The organism is Pseudomonas sp. ERMR1:02 (assembly GCF_002277815.1).
Classification (GTDB): Bacteria; Pseudomonadota; Gammaproteobacteria; order Pseudomonadales; family Pseudomonadaceae; genus Aquipseudomonas.
The window spans coordinates 65,492-81,581 of the sequence record NZ_NKJI01000019.1 but is presented as its reverse complement, the minus strand read 5'-3'; the positions used below and the strand labels follow the sequence as shown (position 1 = coordinate 81,581).

14 protein-coding genes, 1 tRNA gene and 3 pseudogenes are annotated in these 16,090 nt (G+C 56.4%); 8 read left to right on the top strand and 10 right to left on the bottom strand.

The window, feature by feature from the left end; all coding sequences use genetic code 11:
• Nucleotides 1-68: 68 nt before the first annotated feature.
• The 3 genes from CES87_RS25695 to CES87_RS25685 all read right to left on the bottom strand — a co-directional run bounded on the left by CES87_RS25695 (nucleotide 69) and on the right by CES87_RS25685 (nucleotide 2,810).
• Nucleotides 69-1,040, bottom strand: a complete 972-nt coding sequence (locus CES87_RS25695) for a magnesium and cobalt transport protein CorA (RefSeq protein WP_128608317.1) — start codon at nucleotides 1,038-1,040, stop codon at nucleotides 69-71.
• A gap of 143 nt (nucleotides 1,041-1,183) precedes the next feature.
• Complete coding sequence (locus CES87_RS25690) at nucleotides 1,184-1,906, bottom strand: 1-acyl-sn-glycerol-3-phosphate acyltransferase (protein ID WP_128608316.1); 723 nt, start codon at nucleotides 1,904-1,906, stop codon at nucleotides 1,184-1,186.
• Nucleotides 1,907-2,120: 214 nt separating this feature from the next.
• Nucleotides 2,121-2,810, bottom strand: coding sequence for a crotonase/enoyl-CoA hydratase family protein (locus CES87_RS25685; RefSeq protein ID WP_128608315.1), 690 nt, complete (start codon nucleotides 2,808-2,810; stop codon nucleotides 2,121-2,123).
• Between the two features lie 308 nt (nucleotides 2,811-3,118).
• Here CES87_RS25685 and CES87_RS25680 point away from each other — a divergent pair.
• A tRNA-Ser gene (locus CES87_RS25680) sits at nucleotides 3,119-3,208 on the top strand.
• A 226-nt stretch (nucleotides 3,209-3,434) separates the two neighbouring features.
• Here the strand turns inward: CES87_RS25680 and CES87_RS25675 are convergent.
• The 4 genes and pseudogenes from CES87_RS25675 to phbB all read right to left on the bottom strand — a co-directional run bounded on the left by CES87_RS25675 (nucleotide 3,435) and on the right by phbB (nucleotide 7,811).
• On the bottom strand, nucleotides 3,435-3,701 hold the full coding sequence (locus CES87_RS25675; protein WP_128608314.1) for a hypothetical protein: 267 nt from the start codon (nucleotides 3,699-3,701) through the stop codon (nucleotides 3,435-3,437).
• Between the two features lie 257 nt (nucleotides 3,702-3,958).
• Nucleotides 3,959-5,662 carry a class I poly(R)-hydroxyalkanoic acid synthase gene (gene phaC, locus CES87_RS25670; RefSeq protein ID WP_128608313.1) on the bottom strand — a complete coding sequence of 568 codons (1,704 nt, stop codon included), beginning with the start codon at nucleotides 5,660-5,662 and terminating at the stop codon, nucleotides 3,959-3,961.
• 161 nt (nucleotides 5,663-5,823) lie between these two features.
• Nucleotides 5,824-7,001: pseudogene (locus tag CES87_RS25665) on the bottom strand (acetyl-CoA C-acetyltransferase).
• Between the two features lie 63 nt (nucleotides 7,002-7,064).
• A complete protein-coding gene (phbB, locus tag CES87_RS25660; RefSeq protein WP_128608312.1) occupies nucleotides 7,065-7,811 on the bottom strand; it encodes an acetoacetyl-CoA reductase in 747 nt (248 codons plus the stop codon).
• A gap of 272 nt (nucleotides 7,812-8,083) precedes the next feature.
• On the opposite strand from phbB, the gene CES87_RS25655 reads away from it, so the two are divergent.
• Complete coding sequence (locus CES87_RS25655; protein ID WP_128608311.1) at nucleotides 8,084-9,211, top strand: AraC family transcriptional regulator; 1,128 nt, start codon at nucleotides 8,084-8,086, stop codon at nucleotides 9,209-9,211.
• A gap of 17 nt (nucleotides 9,212-9,228) precedes the next feature.
• Here CES87_RS25655 and CES87_RS25650 read toward each other — a convergent pair.
• Nucleotides 9,229-11,660 (bottom strand): annotated as a pseudogene (locus CES87_RS25650) (DUF3141 domain-containing protein).
• A 251-nt stretch (nucleotides 11,661-11,911) separates the two neighbouring features.
• Between CES87_RS25650 and phaP the strand changes: the two are divergent.
• Nucleotides 11,912-12,475: a TIGR01841 family phasin gene (phaP, locus tag CES87_RS25645; RefSeq protein WP_128608310.1), complete on the top strand. Its 564-nt coding sequence runs from the start codon at nucleotides 11,912-11,914 to the stop codon at nucleotides 12,473-12,475.
• Nucleotides 12,476-12,490: 15 nt separating this feature from the next.
• Here phaP and phaR read toward each other — a convergent pair whose 3' ends face one another.
• On the bottom strand, nucleotides 12,491-13,042 hold the full coding sequence (gene phaR / locus CES87_RS25640; RefSeq protein ID WP_128608309.1) for a polyhydroxyalkanoate synthesis repressor PhaR: 552 nt from the start codon (nucleotides 13,040-13,042) through the stop codon (nucleotides 12,491-12,493).
• A gap of 317 nt (nucleotides 13,043-13,359) precedes the next feature.
• Here phaR and CES87_RS25635 point away from each other — a divergent pair, with 317 nt between their 5' ends.
• The 5 genes and pseudogenes from CES87_RS25635 to CES87_RS25615 all read left to right on the top strand — a co-directional run bounded on the left by CES87_RS25635 (nucleotide 13,360) and on the right by CES87_RS25615 (nucleotide 15,570).
• Nucleotides 13,360-13,539 carry a hypothetical protein gene (locus tag CES87_RS25635; RefSeq protein ID WP_128608308.1) on the top strand — a complete coding sequence of 60 codons (180 nt, stop codon included), beginning with the start codon at nucleotides 13,360-13,362 and terminating at the stop codon, nucleotides 13,537-13,539.
• 64 nt (nucleotides 13,540-13,603) lie between these two features.
• A pseudogene (locus CES87_RS25630) lies at nucleotides 13,604-13,849 on the top strand (6-aminohexanoate hydrolase); the annotation flags it as partial.
• A gap of 170 nt (nucleotides 13,850-14,019) precedes the next feature.
• Nucleotides 14,020-14,208, top strand: a complete 189-nt coding sequence (locus CES87_RS25625) for a hypothetical protein (RefSeq protein WP_128608307.1) — start codon at nucleotides 14,020-14,022, stop codon at nucleotides 14,206-14,208.
• 327 nt (nucleotides 14,209-14,535) lie between these two features.
• Nucleotides 14,536-14,904 (top strand): hypothetical protein, encoded by a 369-nt coding sequence (locus tag CES87_RS25620; RefSeq protein WP_047531564.1) that lies wholly within the window; start codon nucleotides 14,536-14,538, stop codon nucleotides 14,902-14,904.
• Nucleotides 14,905-15,261: 357 nt separating this feature from the next.
• On the top strand, nucleotides 15,262-15,570 hold the full coding sequence (locus tag CES87_RS25615; RefSeq protein ID WP_128608306.1) for a class I SAM-dependent methyltransferase: 309 nt from the start codon (nucleotides 15,262-15,264) through the stop codon (nucleotides 15,568-15,570).
• 18 nt (nucleotides 15,571-15,588) lie between these two features.
• Here the strand turns inward: CES87_RS25615 and greB are convergent, their stop codons facing one another.
• Nucleotides 15,589-16,086, bottom strand: coding sequence for a transcription elongation factor GreB (gene greB / locus CES87_RS25610; protein WP_008031876.1), 498 nt, complete (start codon nucleotides 16,084-16,086; stop codon nucleotides 15,589-15,591).
• Between the last annotated feature and the right edge of the window lie 4 nt (nucleotides 16,087-16,090).

Sequence of the window (16,090 nt, the reverse complement as noted above, 5' to 3'; positions counted from 1 at the left end):
TCGTGAACGATAACGCGTAAAACCAGATGGCCCCGGTGCCCTCGGGTTTTTCGCGAGCCAGCTCGCTCCTACAACCAACCCGACTTCTTGAAACTCGCCCACAAACCCACACAGCCCACCGTAATAAACCCCAGCACCGCGAAATACCCGTAATGCCAGTTCAGCTCAGGCATGTTCTGGAAGTTCATCCCGTAAATCCCCGCCACCGCCGTCGGAAACGCCAGAATTGCCGCCCATGCAGCAAACTTGCGTTGCACCACACTCTGGCGTGACGCCTCCAGCAATACGCCGACCTCGATGGTCTGGCTGGCAATGTCTGCCAGGGTGGTCAGGTCTTCCATCTGCCGCGTTACATGAATCTGCACATCGCGAAAGTACGGGCGCATGTTCTTGTCGATGAATGGAAAGCTCAGCCTTTGCAGTTCCTCGCCGATCTCCACCATCGGCGCTGCGTAACGGCGCAAGCGCAGCACGTCGCGACGGAGGCTGTGAAGGTCCTGGATATCGCGTTCGTTCAGTGTGCCGCACAGGACGTTGCGTTCCAGCTCATCGATCTCGGCATGGATCGCTTCGCCCATCGGCTGGTAGTTTTCAATCACAAAGTCGAGGATGGCATAGAGTACGAAATCTTCCCCGTGCTCCAGCAACAGTGGACGCGCCTCACATCGCTGTCGGACGTAGGCGTAGGACGCCGAATGACCATTACGTGCGGTAATGATGTAACCCTTGCCGGCAAAAATGTGGGTTTCGATGAACTTGAGTTTGCCGTCTTCGCGAATGGGGGAATAAGTGACGATGAACAGCGCATCGCCGAAGGTTTCCAGTTTCGGTCGGCTGTGTTTTTCCAGGGCATCTTCGATGGCCAGTTCATGCAGGTTGAACTGGCGTTGCAGGTTGGAAAGCTCTTGGGCATCCGGCTCTTCGAGGCCGATCCAGACAAAGTGACCAGGCTTTGCAGCCCAGGCCGCGCCCTCGTCGAGGGTGATATTGGTGACTTTCTTACCGGCGCTGTAAACCGCAGCAGCAACAACTCTACCCATGATATTGGTTCACTTCTTATTGGCAGGCGTTCGTTAACAAATAGGGGCAGGCATTGTTCAGCTTAGCCTTGTCTGCTGTTTGAGAGTCAGCAAAATATGCAGAGTTCACAGGCAAAAGAAAACCCGCACAGGGCGGGTTTCATTCACGCGGCTTGCAGTTGCCGATCCATCGAAGCGATGCATTCACGCATCTGCTCCTGGCACTGGGCAATCAGCATTGGCATGTCATCCAGGCTCAATCCCGCTGTGGGAATGGCCGGCAACGAACGGATCAGAATTTCCCCACTGCGCCAGCGGTGCAATCGCATGTGTTTGACGTAAGTGCTGACGCACACCGGCACGATTGGCACACCTGCCGCGATCGCCATCTGGAACGCGCCTTTCTTGAACGGCAACAAGTCCTCGCCCAGATTGCGCGTGCCCTCCGGGAAGACCCAGATCGAGGTGTCTTCGTTTTGCAGGGTGTGGGTCGTGGTCAACATCGACTGGCGGGCCTTCTGCGCATTGCCGCGGTCGATCAACACGTTACCGGCCAGCCAGAATAACTGACCGAACAATGGCACCCACTTCAGACTTTTTTTGCCGATGCACACAGTACGGCGGGGCACCACGTTGCCGAATACAAACAGATCGTAGTTGGACTGGTGGTTGGCGATGATCACGCAGCTGTCAGGTTTATCCATCAACGGCCCGACCTCGGCCTTCACCCGTAAACGCAAAATGCACATAGCCGGCCACGCGTAGAGACGCGCACACAGACGACTGTTGTCCGGATTGAATGGACGGCACAGGCCGAGAATCACGCCCAGTACACCCGCCACCATAAAGTGCAGGCCCATCAATGACATACGTAAAAAAAACAGCATTTTCAGGCCCCACCGGGACAAAAGGTGGCGCAGTGTACGGATGTGCACTGTTTTCGGCAATTGCCGCTAAAGAAGCGGGAGATAGCCGATGTTTAAGCATATGTTTCCGAGTGAGAGGTCAGATGCGTTCTAGAGCGGTTACGGAGTTTTCCACAGAGCATGAAAGAAAAAGCCCGACACGACGGTCGGGCTCTTCGTTGCTGCAGGTTTGGGCTTAACCCATATGCTCCTGATCCTGGATGATCGCGTTGTCCAGAGTTTCCAGCAGTGCCTTGCGTACTTTCAGTTTGGTGTTCTTGTGTGCGGTCATGTTGATCTTCTTCAACTGACGAGCCGCCGCCAGTGCCGCACCTTGCAGCTCCTCGGCGGACACCACCACGTCAAGGAAGCCGGCATCCACCGCACTCTGCGGGTTGAACATTTCACCGTTGATGACCGAGCGATGAAACGCCGACTTGCGCAGGCGATCACGGGCCAGCTCGATACCGGCGTGGTGCATGGTCATGCCGATCTGCACTTCGTTCAGGCCGATGCTGAACGGGCCGTCAACACCGATGCGGTAGTCGACCGACAGCAGCAGAAACGCACCCTTGGCCACCGCATGACCGGGACAAGCCACAATCACGGGGAACGGGTGCGACAACAGGCGACGGGCCAGCGTCGAGCCAGCGGTCACCAGCGCCACGGCTTCTTTGGGACCGGATGTCATCACTTTCAAATCGTAACCGCCCGAGAGAATCCCAGGCTGACCGGTAATGATCACCACCGCACGATCAGACACCGCTTGATCCAGCGCAGCGTTGAAGGCCGCAATCACGTCTGGAGAGATGGCGTTGACCTTGCCATTGCTCAGGGTCAGGGTCGCGATACCGTCTTCGAGATGGTAGGAAATCAACTCACTCATGACGCTATTCCTTTCAGTAAAGTTGAGCAGAAGTTACCCACCACCACCGGCCAGGTAAAGCGCCGTGACTGACCCGCCAGTCACCCTTTTCCTGCCCGCCAGGCCCGACCCGCCACAACAGCGGCGCATTGCCCTCTATATAGAAGCGTGCGTGGGGCCAGAGATTGGCCGGTTTGCCATTGCCTTGACCGGCTCGAAACGGCTAATCGAGTTAAGCGCATGAAAATTCTGAAAAAAATGTTTGCCATCAGAAAAGCTTTCGACTACATTAGCGCGCCTCGACAGACAGAACTTGTTTGAAGAGATACGGTGAAGTGTCCGAGTGGCTTAAGGAGCACGCCTGGAAAGTGTGTATACAGGAAACTGTATCGAGAGTTCGAATCTCTCCTTCACCGCCACATTTAAACGAAAAAGCCCCGATTATTCGGGGCTTTTTCGTTTCTGCGTTTCTGAAAAAATCCCGCCCATACTTTGGACGGTTCAGTGCTTTGCCAATGATCCCTGCATCGCGTAAGCCCAAGGCATAGCTCTTTGCACGACCGGCTGCTTCCAACAGCAGGCAGCCTTCGATGATCTTGAGAGTGGAGTATCAGGCGGATCACCGGTAGCGATCCGCGAGAATGCTTACTCTGGCATTGTCCAGGATTGTAGCTTGTAGCCCTCCTGGCTCAACTCGGCGCGCACCTCTTCCAGCAGGCTTTCCAGCTGCGCCGGGTCGGAATAGGCACTGCTTGGAACCTGTTTGCGACAAATACGAGTGTTGGCCCGGTCGACGACGGTCAGGCTCAGTTCGCCATTACCGTCTTGCGGAGCCCAGGCGACGCATTGAAAAGGTTCGAATGCATGGCCGGCAATCAAAAGTGCTTCGTTGATGCGCAGCGGGGTGCTCATGGGTCGTCTCTCCTTGTACCCAAACAAATGATGTGCCGTCGGTTGGGCTTACCGGTCGACTGTTTATTAGTAGTGGGGGCAGGTCGCACGTAGTAAAAGCTGACCCACCCTGCCGATTGAAATTTGACCCACGGCGGATTGCTGATTTTGCACCAGCAATTGTGGATAAACCTGGCAGCGTGCCGATCACATGAGCCGCGCAAGACCTGCTGCATGCAGTCATGCAGCAGGGGCGCTCTGGCCCCCACAGCAGTCTTTCATCGCTTTACATAACTGCCTGGCGCCGGCTCCAGAGGCGGGAATTTTTCATTCCCGGTGTGTGCAACCGCTGGTTGGCGCTCGCCGGAGTGTCCCGCCAGCCAGTTGAACCAATCATTCCACCAGCTACCGGGTTGCTGCTCAGCATTCTTGAACCAGGTCTCCGGGTTTTTCGTGACCCGATTATTGGTCCAGTAATGGCGCTTCTGCTTGGCCGGTGGATTGATGACACCGGCGATATGCCCTGAAGCTCCCAATACAAAACGCTTGGCCCCGGAGAGCAGGTTGGTGCTGGCGTAGGCGCTTTTCCAGGGCACGATGTGATCGTCATGGGTGGCGAGGATGTAAGCGGGAGCGTCAATTGCACGCAAATCCAGCTTGGCCCCGCAGCATTCCAGCTCGCCTGATTTCAAATCGTTTTGCAGATAGGTGTGGCGCAGGTACCAGCAGTACATCGGGCCCGGAAAGTTGGTGCTGTCGTTATTCCAGAACAGCAGATCAAGCGGAATCGGCTTTTGCCCCTTGAGGTATTTGTCGACGTTGTAGTTCCACCACAATTCGTTGGGGCGCAGCAGGGAGAACGTATTGCCCATGTCCTCACCACGAAACAGGCCGATAGGGCCATTAATGCCGCCGATTGTACGCTCGCGGTGGGCCACCAGTTCTTCGTCGACGAAGACGTCGATGGGGCCGGTATCCAGGTAATCAAGGAACGTGGTGAGCAGGCTCACGCTGGCGATCTCTCTGTCGCCACGTGCAGCCAGTACGGCCAGTGCCGTGCTCAACAGGGTGCCGCCGATGCAGAAACCCACGCAATTGAGTCGCTGCTCGCCACTGATCTCGCGGGTCACTTGCAGGGCGTTGATCACCCCGTGCTCAATCATGTCATCCCAGGTGGTGCCAGCGTGTTCCTGGTCAAAGTTGCGCCAGGACATCAGGAATACGGGATGTCCCTTTTCCAGCAGGTGGCGGACCATCGAGTTGTCCGGACGCAGATCAAGGATGTAGTACTTGTTGATTGAAGGCGGTACGACGAATACCGGGTGTCGGTACTGGGTTTCGCTTTGCGGGTAGTACTGAATCAGCTGGAACAGGTGATTCTCGAAGACGATTTCGCCAGGGGTGTTGGCCAGATCGACGCCAACCTTGAAGGCGTCGCTATCACACTGACGCATTTTACCTTCGTTCATATCGCTGGCCAGATGCTGCATGCCTGTGAGCAGGCTGGCACCTTGAGTCTCAACCACACGCTGGAGCGCGTCAGGGTTACTGACCAGAAAATTGCTTGGCGCACTGACGGCGATGGCTTGCTCGACCAGATAGCGCAGGCGTTGGCGCGGTTTCTTTTCGTCGATCAGCAGTTTGTCGAGCAGTTTCAGGAGAAAGCTGGAGTTGAGCAGGTAAAACGCAGCGAGGGAGCCGAACAGTGGGTCACTCCAGTTGCCGCTGGCGAAGCGTCGATCATCAAAGCTGAAGGGTTGGCCGGTCAGCAGTTTTTGGCCGAGCTGGCCCCATTGAACCTGGTAGTCCACTTGAAGGCTGTCCAGGGTTTCGCGAGGCAGATCGAACCAGGCGCCGTGTTCATGCCCGGAAAACCAAGGATTAGTGCTGACCCACAGGCGCAATTGTTGCACTGCATAGGACGCGATGAAGGGAACCTGGCCTGACCAATAGGTTGTGAATGTATGCGCGTTATTGTCCATAAAGTTCCTTGCCCATACAGATGAGCCGGGCAGAAAAAAAGCCGCGCTATGCCGGACTCCGGCATAGCGACGGCAGGAATGCGGGCAGTGTTGTTTGACGCCAGCCTGATGCGCGGAGCAAGGATCCCAAGTCCGCGCATTGGCTACTCAGATGCCGTTGGTTAGCGCTCGATAGCCAGGCCTACGCCTTGTCCGCCACCGATGCACAACGTGGCCAGCGCCTTCTTGCCGTCGCGACGGACCAGTTCGTGCACCAGCGACACCAGAATCCGTGCCCCCGACGCGCCGATCGGATGGCCAAGGGCGATCGCACCGCCGTTGACGTTGACCTTGCTGGTGTCCCAACCCAACTCTTTGCCAACCGCCAGCGACTGGGCGGCGAAGGCTTCATTGGCTTCGATCAGGTCCAGGTCCTCGACGCTCCAGCCGGCCTTTTGCAGGGTCAGACGTGTAGCCGGGACTGGGCCAATGCCCATGATCGACGGGTCCACGCCGGCGCTGGCATAGGCTTTGATCCGTGCGAGTACCGGAAGGCCGAGCGCTTGTGCTTTTGCTGCGCTGGCCAGCAACAGCACGGCCGCACCATCGTTGAGAGTCGAAGAGTTGCCGGCGGTTACGCTGCCGTCTTTCTGGAAGGCAGGTTTGAGTTTTGCCAAGGCTTGCGCAGTACTGTCGATACGCGGCTGTTCGTCGGTATCGAAGACCAGCGGGTCGCCCTTGCGCTGAGGAATCAGGATCGGGGTGATTTCGCTCTGGAAACGCCCGCCCTCAATGGCTGCGGCGGCCTTCTGTTGCGAGGCGGCAGCGAAGGCATCCTGTGCTTCACGAGAGATCTCGTACTTCTGCGCCAGATTCTCGGCGGTGATACCCATGTGGTAGTCGTTGAAGGCGTCCCACAGGCCATCCTGGATCATGCTGTCTTGCAGTTGTGCATGGCCCATACGCAGGCCGGTGCGTGCCTTGGGCAGAACATAGGGGCCAGACTCATATTTTCCTGACCGCCAGCGATTACCAGTTCCGCATCGCCGCAACGGATTGCCTGGACGGCGAGATGGACCGCCTTGAGACCGGAGCCGCAGACCTTGTTCAGGGTCAGGGCAGGAGTGGTGTTTGGCAAGCCAGCCTTGATCGCTGTCTGGCGTGCCGGGTTTTGTCCAGCGCCGGCGGTGAGTACCTGGCCCAGGATCACTTCATCAATCTGAGCGGCATCGAGACCCGTTTGCTCCAGCAAGCGGCGAATCACTGCGGCACCCAGCTCGGTCGCGGGAATTGCAGATAAAGAACCCTGAAAACTGCCAATGGCGGTACGAGTAGCGGCAACGATTACGACTTCGTTCATGCGTGACCTCATGGAAAGACAAAATTCGTCAAGCAAACCAGGGCATTCCTGCCCTGATCAGGGTTATTGCATGTTCATGCCGCCGTTCAAGGAGAAGTCGGCACCGGTGCTGTAGGCGGACTCATCGGAGGCCAGCCAGGCCACGATTGAGGCGATCTCTTCGGGTTGGCCAAGGCGACCAACCGGTATTCCCGCGATCATGCCTTCGAGAATGTCCGGGCGAATTGCCGCAGTCATGGAGGTCTGGATGTAGCCTGGGGAAACGGTATTGACGGTCACGCCCTTGCCGGAGACTTCCCGGGCCAGTGCCATGGTGAAACCATGGATGCCAGCCTTGGCGGCGGAGTAGTTGGTCTGACCGAACTGGCCACGCTGACCGTTGATCGAGGAGATATTGATGATCCGCCCCCAACCCTTGGCCAACATGCCTTCAATGACCTGCTTGGTGGTGTTGAACAAGCCCGTCAGGTTGGTCCCGATCACGCTGTTCCAGTCTTCCGGGGTGAGCTTGCGAAAAGAAGCGTCGCGAGTGATGCCAGCGTTGTTGACCAGCACATCGATCGGGCCGAATTGTTCACGAGCCGCCTCGAAAGCCTTGCGGGTCGTCTCCCAATCGGTGACGTCGCCATAGATGCACTCGAACTGATAACCCGCCTCCAGCTGGCTGGCAATCCAGTCGTTCTTGCGGCTGGAATCAGAGCTGCAGCCGACGAGTACCTTGAATCCTTCCTTGTATAGACGTTGGCTGATTGCCGTACCGATACCGCCCATGCCACCCGTTACCACAGCAATACGACTACGCGATTCCATACATCTACTCCATTTTTTTTGCGCTGCAGGAGTGAGGATTGTTCGTTATCGACAGGTCGTGCGGAAGTGTTTGAAGGTGACGATTTCCTGTCCATCGGTGCCACGCGGGTGTTCTGGCCTACTGGCAAAAAAATGAAGAGCAACCATACTGGGATCAATTCTTGAAAGTGAATGGATGGTTAATATTGGTGAAACATTATTGAAATATGTTCAACGCATGTCAGTATCGGCTCCGGACAGGATGTTCGGTTCCACAGGTCAGTGAGGACGCCATGTATAGAATGAGTTCAGGTTATGCCAGCGTGCTGGCGAATACGTTTTTGGCCCAAGGACTGGACGTTGCCCGTCTTTGCGAGGATGCGGGGCTGGATGTCAAGTTCGTGAATGAACCGGGAGCATTCTGCGATCGAAGTATTATCTATCGTCTTTGGGATCTGGCTGCTCAGGCTTCGGATGACCCGAACATCGGTTTGAAAGCCTACGGGAATTTCCATCCCAGCAGTTTTCAGATCGTGGGCTACACGATGATGTCCAGTTCGAACCTGAAAAGGGCGCTTGAGCGTCTGGTTCGATTCAGCCCGTTGATCGGTACCGGATTCAGCCTTTTCTTTGTCCAGGAGCAGCAGCATTACCGACTGGCCAGCCTCGAACATCAGCAACCTGGCTCGGTCAAACCCCGGCAATATACGGATGCAGCCTTGGCTTCGCTGCTGGGTTTCTGCCGTTGGCTGGCAGGTGGCAAGTCACCGCAACCTTTGAGTGTGGAGTTCACTTATCCCGAACCCGAAGACACGTCGGAGCATCAGCGGCTTTTTGGCTGTCCGCTGAGTTTCGGGGCAGCTTATGACAGCATCTTGTTCGATGGCCAGGAGCTTCTGAGTCCTTTGAGCATGGCCAACGAGGCGTTGGCCACACTCCATGACAGTTTTGCCGTGGCTCAATTGGACCTGTTGTCCGGTTGCTCTATCGTTGGCAGAATTCGCGCGCTGATTACCGAGCGCTTGAGCCAGGGGCAAAGCCAAGGGCAATGTGATATGGAATCGATTGCGGCGGCACTGAGCATCAGCAAGCGAACGCTTCAACGAGGCCTTGAGAAGGATGGCACGCAATTCAAGGATGTGCTGAACGATGTGCGCCGGCAGTTGGCCGATTTCTATTTGCGCCATTCTCATTTCAACCTGAAGCATATGACTTACCTGCTCGGCTTTCATGATCACAGCAGCTTCCATAAGGCATGCATCCGTTGGTTCGGTATGACCCCTGGTCAGTATCGAGTCGACGAGTCGTTGCTTGTGGTCGAAGCAGTCGCGCCGGTCCGACCCATGAACCCCGTCGGACTGCGCAGAGACCGTAACATCGCAGGCTTCGCCAGCGACTACGCCGAACGGATACACCGCTAATCCCTTTTGAAGGTTTATTAAGGCTTAGGGCCTTTTGTACCTTTGCTCGCTTTGCGCTTGGGGGCTTTAACGGCGATGGCGGGAGCGGGCGTCGGTGTGATCTCCGGCGGCAGCGTTGCTGCAAGCGGAGATGGCTCCGAAGGGGCCTCCTGCGGGATGACAACTGTTTCACCGGGCGGTTGAGTCAGGCTAAAGCCCGGTAGGGGGACTTCGAGCAGCGCGTGCAGTTCGCGCCAGAATTGGCCTTCGGCTCCGGAGGTCGCTAGCAGTTCAGGCATTAATTGCCCAACGGCTATCAGGACCTGTTGGCGCTCCTTTGCCTCTGGTAGCAACAAGGGCAGGCTGCGCAAGCTTTCTTGCGGGTGGGCAAAACCAGCAGGTTCTGCAATCGGATGGCCTCGCGCAGGGCCGTGGGTTCATTGCTGTAATCCTGGACCAGCAGATGCACCTGCTGGATCAATTTTTCGATGCTTTCCTTGCCCGCCTTGTCGCTGTCGCGGCCCAGCAAAAACAGAATCCTCACCAACGCTTCCAGGGGGCCACCATGGGGTAGCGCATCCTGCAAGCGTTCGATCAGGGCCTGGTCCTGCCGGTCGGCATGTGCCTGGAGATTTCGCGTCGGCTTGTTGCCGGTGAGGGCATTCAGTGCGCCATAAATCCCGTAAAAACACATCTCCTGAATGGCATCACGCGCATCGCGGTACGCATTCAGGGTGTCTTGCATCTGGTTGGAGAACAGTTCCTGCCAGGCCAGCAACGGGTTGTCTTTGCGTGCGGGACGACGATCACTGCTGACTTTGGATATGCTCCCGGCTAACCACCACAGCGCCGGATTGAGGCTGCTCCATATCAATTGCTGCTGATGGAAGGGGTGCGTCCTGCGCATCAATTCGGCAATGGGCTCGTTGACCATCGGACGCAGCCACGGACGTATGAAGCCGTCGTAAAACGCGCTGTTGATTTCAGAGGTGCGCTCTACCAGAGAGAATTCGCGATCGTCATCACGGGCCGGCTCGATGTCTTCATGGATATCGGCGATTCGCCTTGATTCGAATTGCACTCGGTATTGCACGTCATTGCTGCCTGAAGGGGCCGGCAGATCGTCAATCAGCATTTCATACAACCCCGCCGGCAGCGCATTGATGGCTTCGAGCGCGCCGAGCAACTCCCGGTGTTCACGCCGCGCCACCTTACCGGAGACAAAAATACCTAAATGGCCGATGCTGGCGTGCCGAAGGTAGACGATGGTGCGTCCTGCCTCATGCAAGGCGAGATCGCTGGGATAGACATCGGCGATCCAGTTCAATGCCTGCTGGGGAGGGTGATGTTGTCGCCGTAGGAGCAGAACACCACCACCGGCACTTCGATCCGTTTCAGGTCAATACCGCTGCTCTTGCGGTCGAGTCCGCCGGATAATTGGTTGCCGATGAAAAGATCATCGACAATCATCTCTATCTCTTCGCCATTGAGCAGAGTCGGGCTGCCCCACCAGCGTTCGAAGTCGAGGAAGCGCGCAGCTTCGCTGTCGACCTGGCTGAACAACTGGTAGTACTTGCCCCAATAGGTGTTGGCCGGGTCCAGGTTTTCGAAATTGCTGACCAGCCAGCTACCGTCAAAACGGCCATTGCCCAAGTCGCTGCCCAGGCGAGCCAACCAGCCGCCACCCAGCAGGCCACCGGTATAGCGCATCGGATTGCGTCCATTGACACCGGCCCAGTATGACAGGGGGCACCATTGATAATGATCAATCCCGGCAGTTCCGGTCGTGTTGCCGCCAGCCCCATCAAGGCCCAGCCTGCCTGGCAGTTACCGATGATGATCGGCTTGCTGTTGGCTGGGTGAAGGGCGCCGACGACTTCGATGAACCGGGCCTGGGCTTCGACGATATGGGCCAGGGTTTGCCCAGGCTGTGGTGAGTGACTGAAAGAGATGAAATAGGTGGGGTGGCCGGCTCTGAGGCTTTCACCTAATACCGAATCCTGTTTGAAGCCGCCGATTCCCGAGCCGTGGCCGCCGCGTGGATCAATGATGATCACCGGCTGGGCGTTGCTGTCGATTTCTTGCTCTGGTCCGGGGAGGATTCGCAGCAGTGAATAGTTGACCGGGTGTGGGAGCTCGGAGCCAGCGATCAGGGTTTCATGATCGAACTTGAGCAGCAGCGGATACCCGGCGCGTTCATGGGCCAGCGTATTGTCGCCGCGCCGGCGCAGGGTGTCCCAAAACAGAAGGCAGCGTTGGCCGAGGTCGGTGACATACTCCTGCCATTCAGCGGGCGTAGGTTGTCTGAGTTGACCCCGCTTCAGAGGCGCAAAGGTTTTTCCTGGCGCTGGCGAAAAGCAAAAAGGAAGTTCAGCGTATTGAGGCGCTGCAGATGACTCAGGTGTTCGAACAGGCCACGTTGAGAAGAAAGTCGGTAATATTGCGGTGCAATAATATCTTCCGGGCCCATGGTGATCTCCTGGTTTTATGCATGAGAAGCGGCTCGCCTGCATCTCATCATCAAAGAGAGCTTGGCCGGCCGTTCGCCTTTCAGGAGTCTATAGCGAATAGCGGCGTAGGTGAAAGACTTTTGTGCGGTGCACAAAAAAACATTGCCAAACGAATTTGTGCACTGCAATATCAAGGCTAGCGCGATGACCGGCAGGATCGCTATCGCGTCCTTAGGCCCATGTCGGCCTTTCAGAATCAGGAGATTCAAGCATGTCTTTTTTTAACTCGGAAAAATTGCAAGACGCTCAGAAAGCCAACCTAGACCTCCTGCAGCAAATCAGCGGCAAAATCTTCTCCAGTGTTGAGCAGCTCAGCCAATTGCAGTTCAAGACCCTGCAGGCCTCCACCGAGGAGCAGTTCGACGGTTTTCGCAAACTGTTGGCGGTACGTGATCCACAAGGTTTCGCTGAGCTTCAGGCTTCTTTCACCCAGCCTAATGTGCAAGCCGAACGCCTGGCTGAGTTCAATCGTCAAGTACACGCGCTGATTGTTGGCACCCAATCGGAAATTGCCCAACTGACCACGCGTCAGGTCGAGGCGGGCACCAAGCAGGTGCAAGAGTTCGTTGAAGTGATCAGCAAGAATGCACCGGCTGGCTCCGAGTCTGTTGTGGCCGGGTTCAAGTCATCGCTGGCGAATGCCGGTACCGTTTTTGAAAGTGCACAGAAAGCCGTTAAACAGGCTACTGACGTTGCCCAGAGCAGTTTTGACGCAGCGACCGCCGCAGCCGGCAAAACCGCTCCTGGTGCCAAGGCTACAAGCGATAGCAAATAAGTCAGATTAGAACGGTTACATGATGGCGATGGGTTTATTCCCCATCGTCATTTTTTTTGGCCCGCCACCGGCCCCCGGCTTGCCTGCTGGCATGCTGCCGAATAGGCCGAAAAGGTTCTGAGTGTTCATGTAGAGGGCTTTTGACTGGTCGACATACTGGCGCATCAAATCCTGCATGACCGGTGCTTGCTGGTGCATGAACGCGCCCCAAGCTTCAGAGGACTGAGCGCCGGACTGGGACTGGATGTCGATGACCGTCTGGATGCTTTTATCCAGGTAGCTGCCGAGGACGCTCTGGTAGGGACCGTAGAACTGGATAATCCCCATGAGCATCTCACTGGAGAATATCGGTTCACCGCCACTTTCGGCTTCCAGAATGACCTGCAGCAAAATACTTCGGGTCAGATCCTCGCCAGTCTTGGCGTCGACCACCTCGAACGGGATTCTATCGACGACCAATTGACGTATATCCGCAAGGGTCAAATGACTGCTGGTGTGCGTGTCATAAAGACGGCGATTCGGGTACTTCTTGATCAGACGGGTGGTGTTCCGACTGTTATCTGTCATGCGGGGCTACTCACAGCAAGCCTGATTTGCAGGCATCTTATCCTACTCTGCCCACTGCGACTCCAATGCGTCGCCTCACGCGGCACGCGCTGGGTGGTCAGCGTAAGGACTTCCTTCATCTTTTGGGCGCTGAGCTTGCGAGCTGGCCGTCTATGGACCTATAGAAACACTAAAATGGCGGACTCCTTCACCGCCAAATTCGATGTAAACAAAACCCCTGGTTTCGAAAGAAGCCAGGGGTTTTGTTGTTTCCGGGGTTTAAATTTCACAAGCGTGCAAAGGCGCTTCTGAATTTAATGTAGGGACAATGGACCGGCATGTGGGAAGCATCTCTGGAAAGCCCCGTCTTCTGGTGCTTTCATCGGGTTTTGTACCGCAAGCTGAACACCGAAGCCGGCAAGATGACCCGTGAAACTTTTTGGTATCCGGTGGCCGTTGCACCTGGTTTGATTGGCACAGTGGCGACTATCACTGCGGTGTTGATCAAGCTCCTTTAGTACCTGTTCTTCGAACGGAATCGAAACCATGTCCAAGCTTTGTTCCGCTTTTCGCGGGGGCTGCATGCCCATCGCTGTTGTACTGATGTGCATGGTGTCATCACACTCCAGCGCTTCCACAACCTATCCCGACGCGGCGGCCAGCGACCCGGCAAAATTGCGCTGGATGGTCGGCTCTCCACCGCCTGCGGATCGCACCGTGCGTTTCGAAGATGGCAGCTATTTTCAGTTCCCGGCGATGCGCTGGAGCGTCTCGAACTTTCGCCAGCTAATGCCGACAATCAACCTTTCGCGAGGGCTGGGTGCGCCGGAACGGCGGTCAAACTGAGGTGAGTGAGGCGGCCCATTCGTCGGGCATTCGCCAATCTGAACTACGAGTCCAGTAATGACCGGCTAGTCTGAAAAACCTTGGTGATCGATATTTTTTCGGCGAATAGGTCTTGCCGGTGTCGATCCCGCTTTTAGAAAAGGGGTGAAGAGATGGCTGATCCGTATATCGAGGACGACGGTGCAGAGTTTCCAATCAACAATTGCGTACAGTGTGGACAGACTGTTTACGTTGCCAGCTTCGGCGAAGACCAGACCGAGGTCGACAAGATCAAGACCCGGGCGAGCCGCGTGCTGAAAGGGAAATTTCTCCCCAAGTTGACGGCGCCGGTCAGGAAGTAATGGATCTGTTAGCGAACCCCGTCATTGAACGGGGTTTTTTGTGCCTGAGAGTGTTGCAATGGATTTGTGTGAACGAATAATTAACCTGAGTTTTTTTCACACAGTTTTCACAAGCTCCTACGTAGGCTCAACTCATCCGTTAGAAAGCAACACCCTGCCCGTTCCCCCAGCGGGCTTTTTTTTGCCTGTCCATAAAACCTTTTCCATAAATGCTGTCCAACCGTCGCGAATAACGAGGTTGAGCGCGCGCATGTCTGGACTTTGTCTCCTCTAAGGCTTTCAATCTCGCCCCTTTTGATTACATCCCCTATTTTTGAGGTTTTTGTCATGCGTTTCACATTGCCTGCTCTGGTTCTGGGTCTTCTGGTTGCTCAAGGTGCAATGGCTGGCGACGGCACTGCCGCCGTCGGTGGCGGTTTGGGCGGCGCGCTGGGTAATGTCGTGGGCCAAAGCATGGGCGGCAGCACCGGGGCAGCTATTGGTGCGGGTGTAGCAGGCGCAGCCGGCAGCGCTGTTGCCGCCAAAAAAGGCCACCGTACCAGCGCTGCAATCGGCGGTGGCGTCGGTGCCGCTGGCGGTTCGGTGATCGGTAACAGCCTGGGCGGCAAAACCGGTTCCACCATCGGCGCAGGCCTGGGTGGCGCATTGGGTGGCGGTGTAGGCAGCAACCTGGCCAAAGGTCACAAGCGTCACTGATCTTGATCGATCAATTCAAAAAGCCGGCTTGATCAGTCTGGGTGAAAACCTGGCAATCTGCCGGCCAGTTAAAGGAAATGCCCGTATCGCAAGATACGGGCATTTTTTTCGCGGTATCCAAGGTCCGACAAGGCCTGATTGAGTCGGCTTTTTTGTTGCGCGTCATTCTTGACACTGTCCGGTCAGCTTCTCTAGGATGCTGCTCATGCGCCGATTTAAACAGCTACTTGCGGGGCGCCAGGTGACTCATTCAGTTGCCGATAGAAGCTTGAAACAGGCTTCGAAATACCGCTAAAGCGCTGGTTCGGTGTTGCCTCTCACCTGCCATGCAGTCTTTTGAGGCAGAGACACGACACGATGAATGCACTAAGCCCCGTTGTACGTCCCGCGCCGATCACGGCACATCTCACCCAGCGCAATCCAAAAATCCTGCTTGGCGGCAAACATCAGCCGACGCTCTTGCGTTACCTCGATGGCTGGCCACGTCGCAACGCTGGGCCAGCAGCCTTCCTGATCCAGTTTGTCGAAGACGGTGAGTCCCTGGCTCGATTTGCCAGCGACAGTTTTGATCTGGCGGTGATTCAATCGCCCAGCGCTGAAGACGCCCCTGAAGTCATCAAACAACTGACCCGCGTCGCCCGACAAGGGCTGATCACCCGCCGCTGAGGCGTAGGGCCCTGCAGCTTAGGGATAGTCAATTGCCACGATGTATACGCACTGCTCACCGGTCGGTGTCTGAACCCGTACTTCGGCGTCCAGTGCCTTGCCGATCAAGGCGCGGGCCAGCGGCGAGTCAATGCTGATCAGGCCTAGTTTCAAATCCAGTTCATCCGGCCCGACGATGCGATAGCGTGACTCTTTGCCATCCTCGTCCTCGATGGTGACCCAAGCGCCGAAATAGACCTTGTTTGGATCGCTGGGCTTTTCGCTGACGACTTTGAGCGCTTCCAGGCGTTTGGTGAGAAAGCGCACCCGGCTGTCGATCTCGCGCAGCATCTTTTTGCCATAGGTGTATTCCGCGTTTTCCGAGCGATCGCCCTGGGCTGCGGCTTCGCTGACAGATTGCGTTACTTGCGGTCGCCGAACGTGCCAGAGCTCATGGAACTCGGCGCGCATCCGCGCTTCACCTTCAGGGGTGATCAGCGCGGTGCCGGCGGTGCGGGGAGGGCGATAACGGCTCATGGCG

What these genes read in the sequence shown, in the direction of transcription:
- CES87_RS25635 (WP_128608308.1), top strand. Translation starts at nt 13,360, where the DNA reads ATGTGGGAAGCATCTCTGGAAAGCCCCGTCTTCTGGTGCTTTCATCGG.
- CES87_RS25675 (WP_128608314.1), bottom strand. Translation starts at nt 3,701, where the DNA reads ATGAGCACCCCGCTGCGCATCAACGAAGCACTTTTGATTGCCGGCCAT.
- CES87_RS25625 (WP_128608307.1), top strand. Translation starts at nt 14,020, where the DNA reads ATGGCTGATCCGTATATCGAGGACGACGGTGCAGAGTTTCCAATCAAC.
- CES87_RS25615 (WP_128608306.1), top strand. Translation starts at nt 15,262, where the DNA reads ATGAATGCACTAAGCCCCGTTGTACGTCCCGCGCCGATCACGGCACAT.
- CES87_RS25690 (WP_128608316.1), bottom strand. Translation starts at nt 1,906, where the DNA reads ATGCTGTTTTTTTTACGTATGTCATTGATGGGCCTGCACTTTATGGTG.
- CES87_RS25655 (WP_128608311.1), top strand. Translation starts at nt 8,084, where the DNA reads ATGTATAGAATGAGTTCAGGTTATGCCAGCGTGCTGGCGAATACGTTT.
- CES87_RS25695 (WP_128608317.1), bottom strand. Translation starts at nt 1,040, where the DNA reads ATGGGTAGAGTTGTTGCTGCTGCGGTTTACAGCGCCGGTAAGAAAGTC.
- CES87_RS25685 (WP_128608315.1), bottom strand. Translation starts at nt 2,810, where the DNA reads ATGAGTGAGTTGATTTCCTACCATCTCGAAGACGGTATCGCGACCCTG.
- phaC (WP_128608313.1), bottom strand. Translation starts at nt 5,662, where the DNA reads ATGGACAATAACGCGCATACATTCACAACCTATTGGTCAGGCCAGGTT.
- CES87_RS25620 (WP_047531564.1), top strand. Translation starts at nt 14,536, where the DNA reads ATGCGTTTCACATTGCCTGCTCTGGTTCTGGGTCTTCTGGTTGCTCAA.
- phaP (WP_128608310.1), top strand. Translation starts at nt 11,912, where the DNA reads ATGTCTTTTTTTAACTCGGAAAAATTGCAAGACGCTCAGAAAGCCAAC.
- phbB (WP_128608312.1), bottom strand. Translation starts at nt 7,811, where the DNA reads ATGGAATCGCGTAGTCGTATTGCTGTGGTAACGGGTGGCATGGGCGGT.
- greB (WP_008031876.1), bottom strand. Translation starts at nt 16,086, where the DNA reads ATGAGCCGTTATCGCCCTCCCCGCACCGCCGGCACCGCGCTGATCACC.
- phaR (WP_128608309.1), bottom strand. Translation starts at nt 13,042, where the DNA reads ATGACAGATAACAGTCGGAACACCACCCGTCTGATCAAGAAGTACCCG.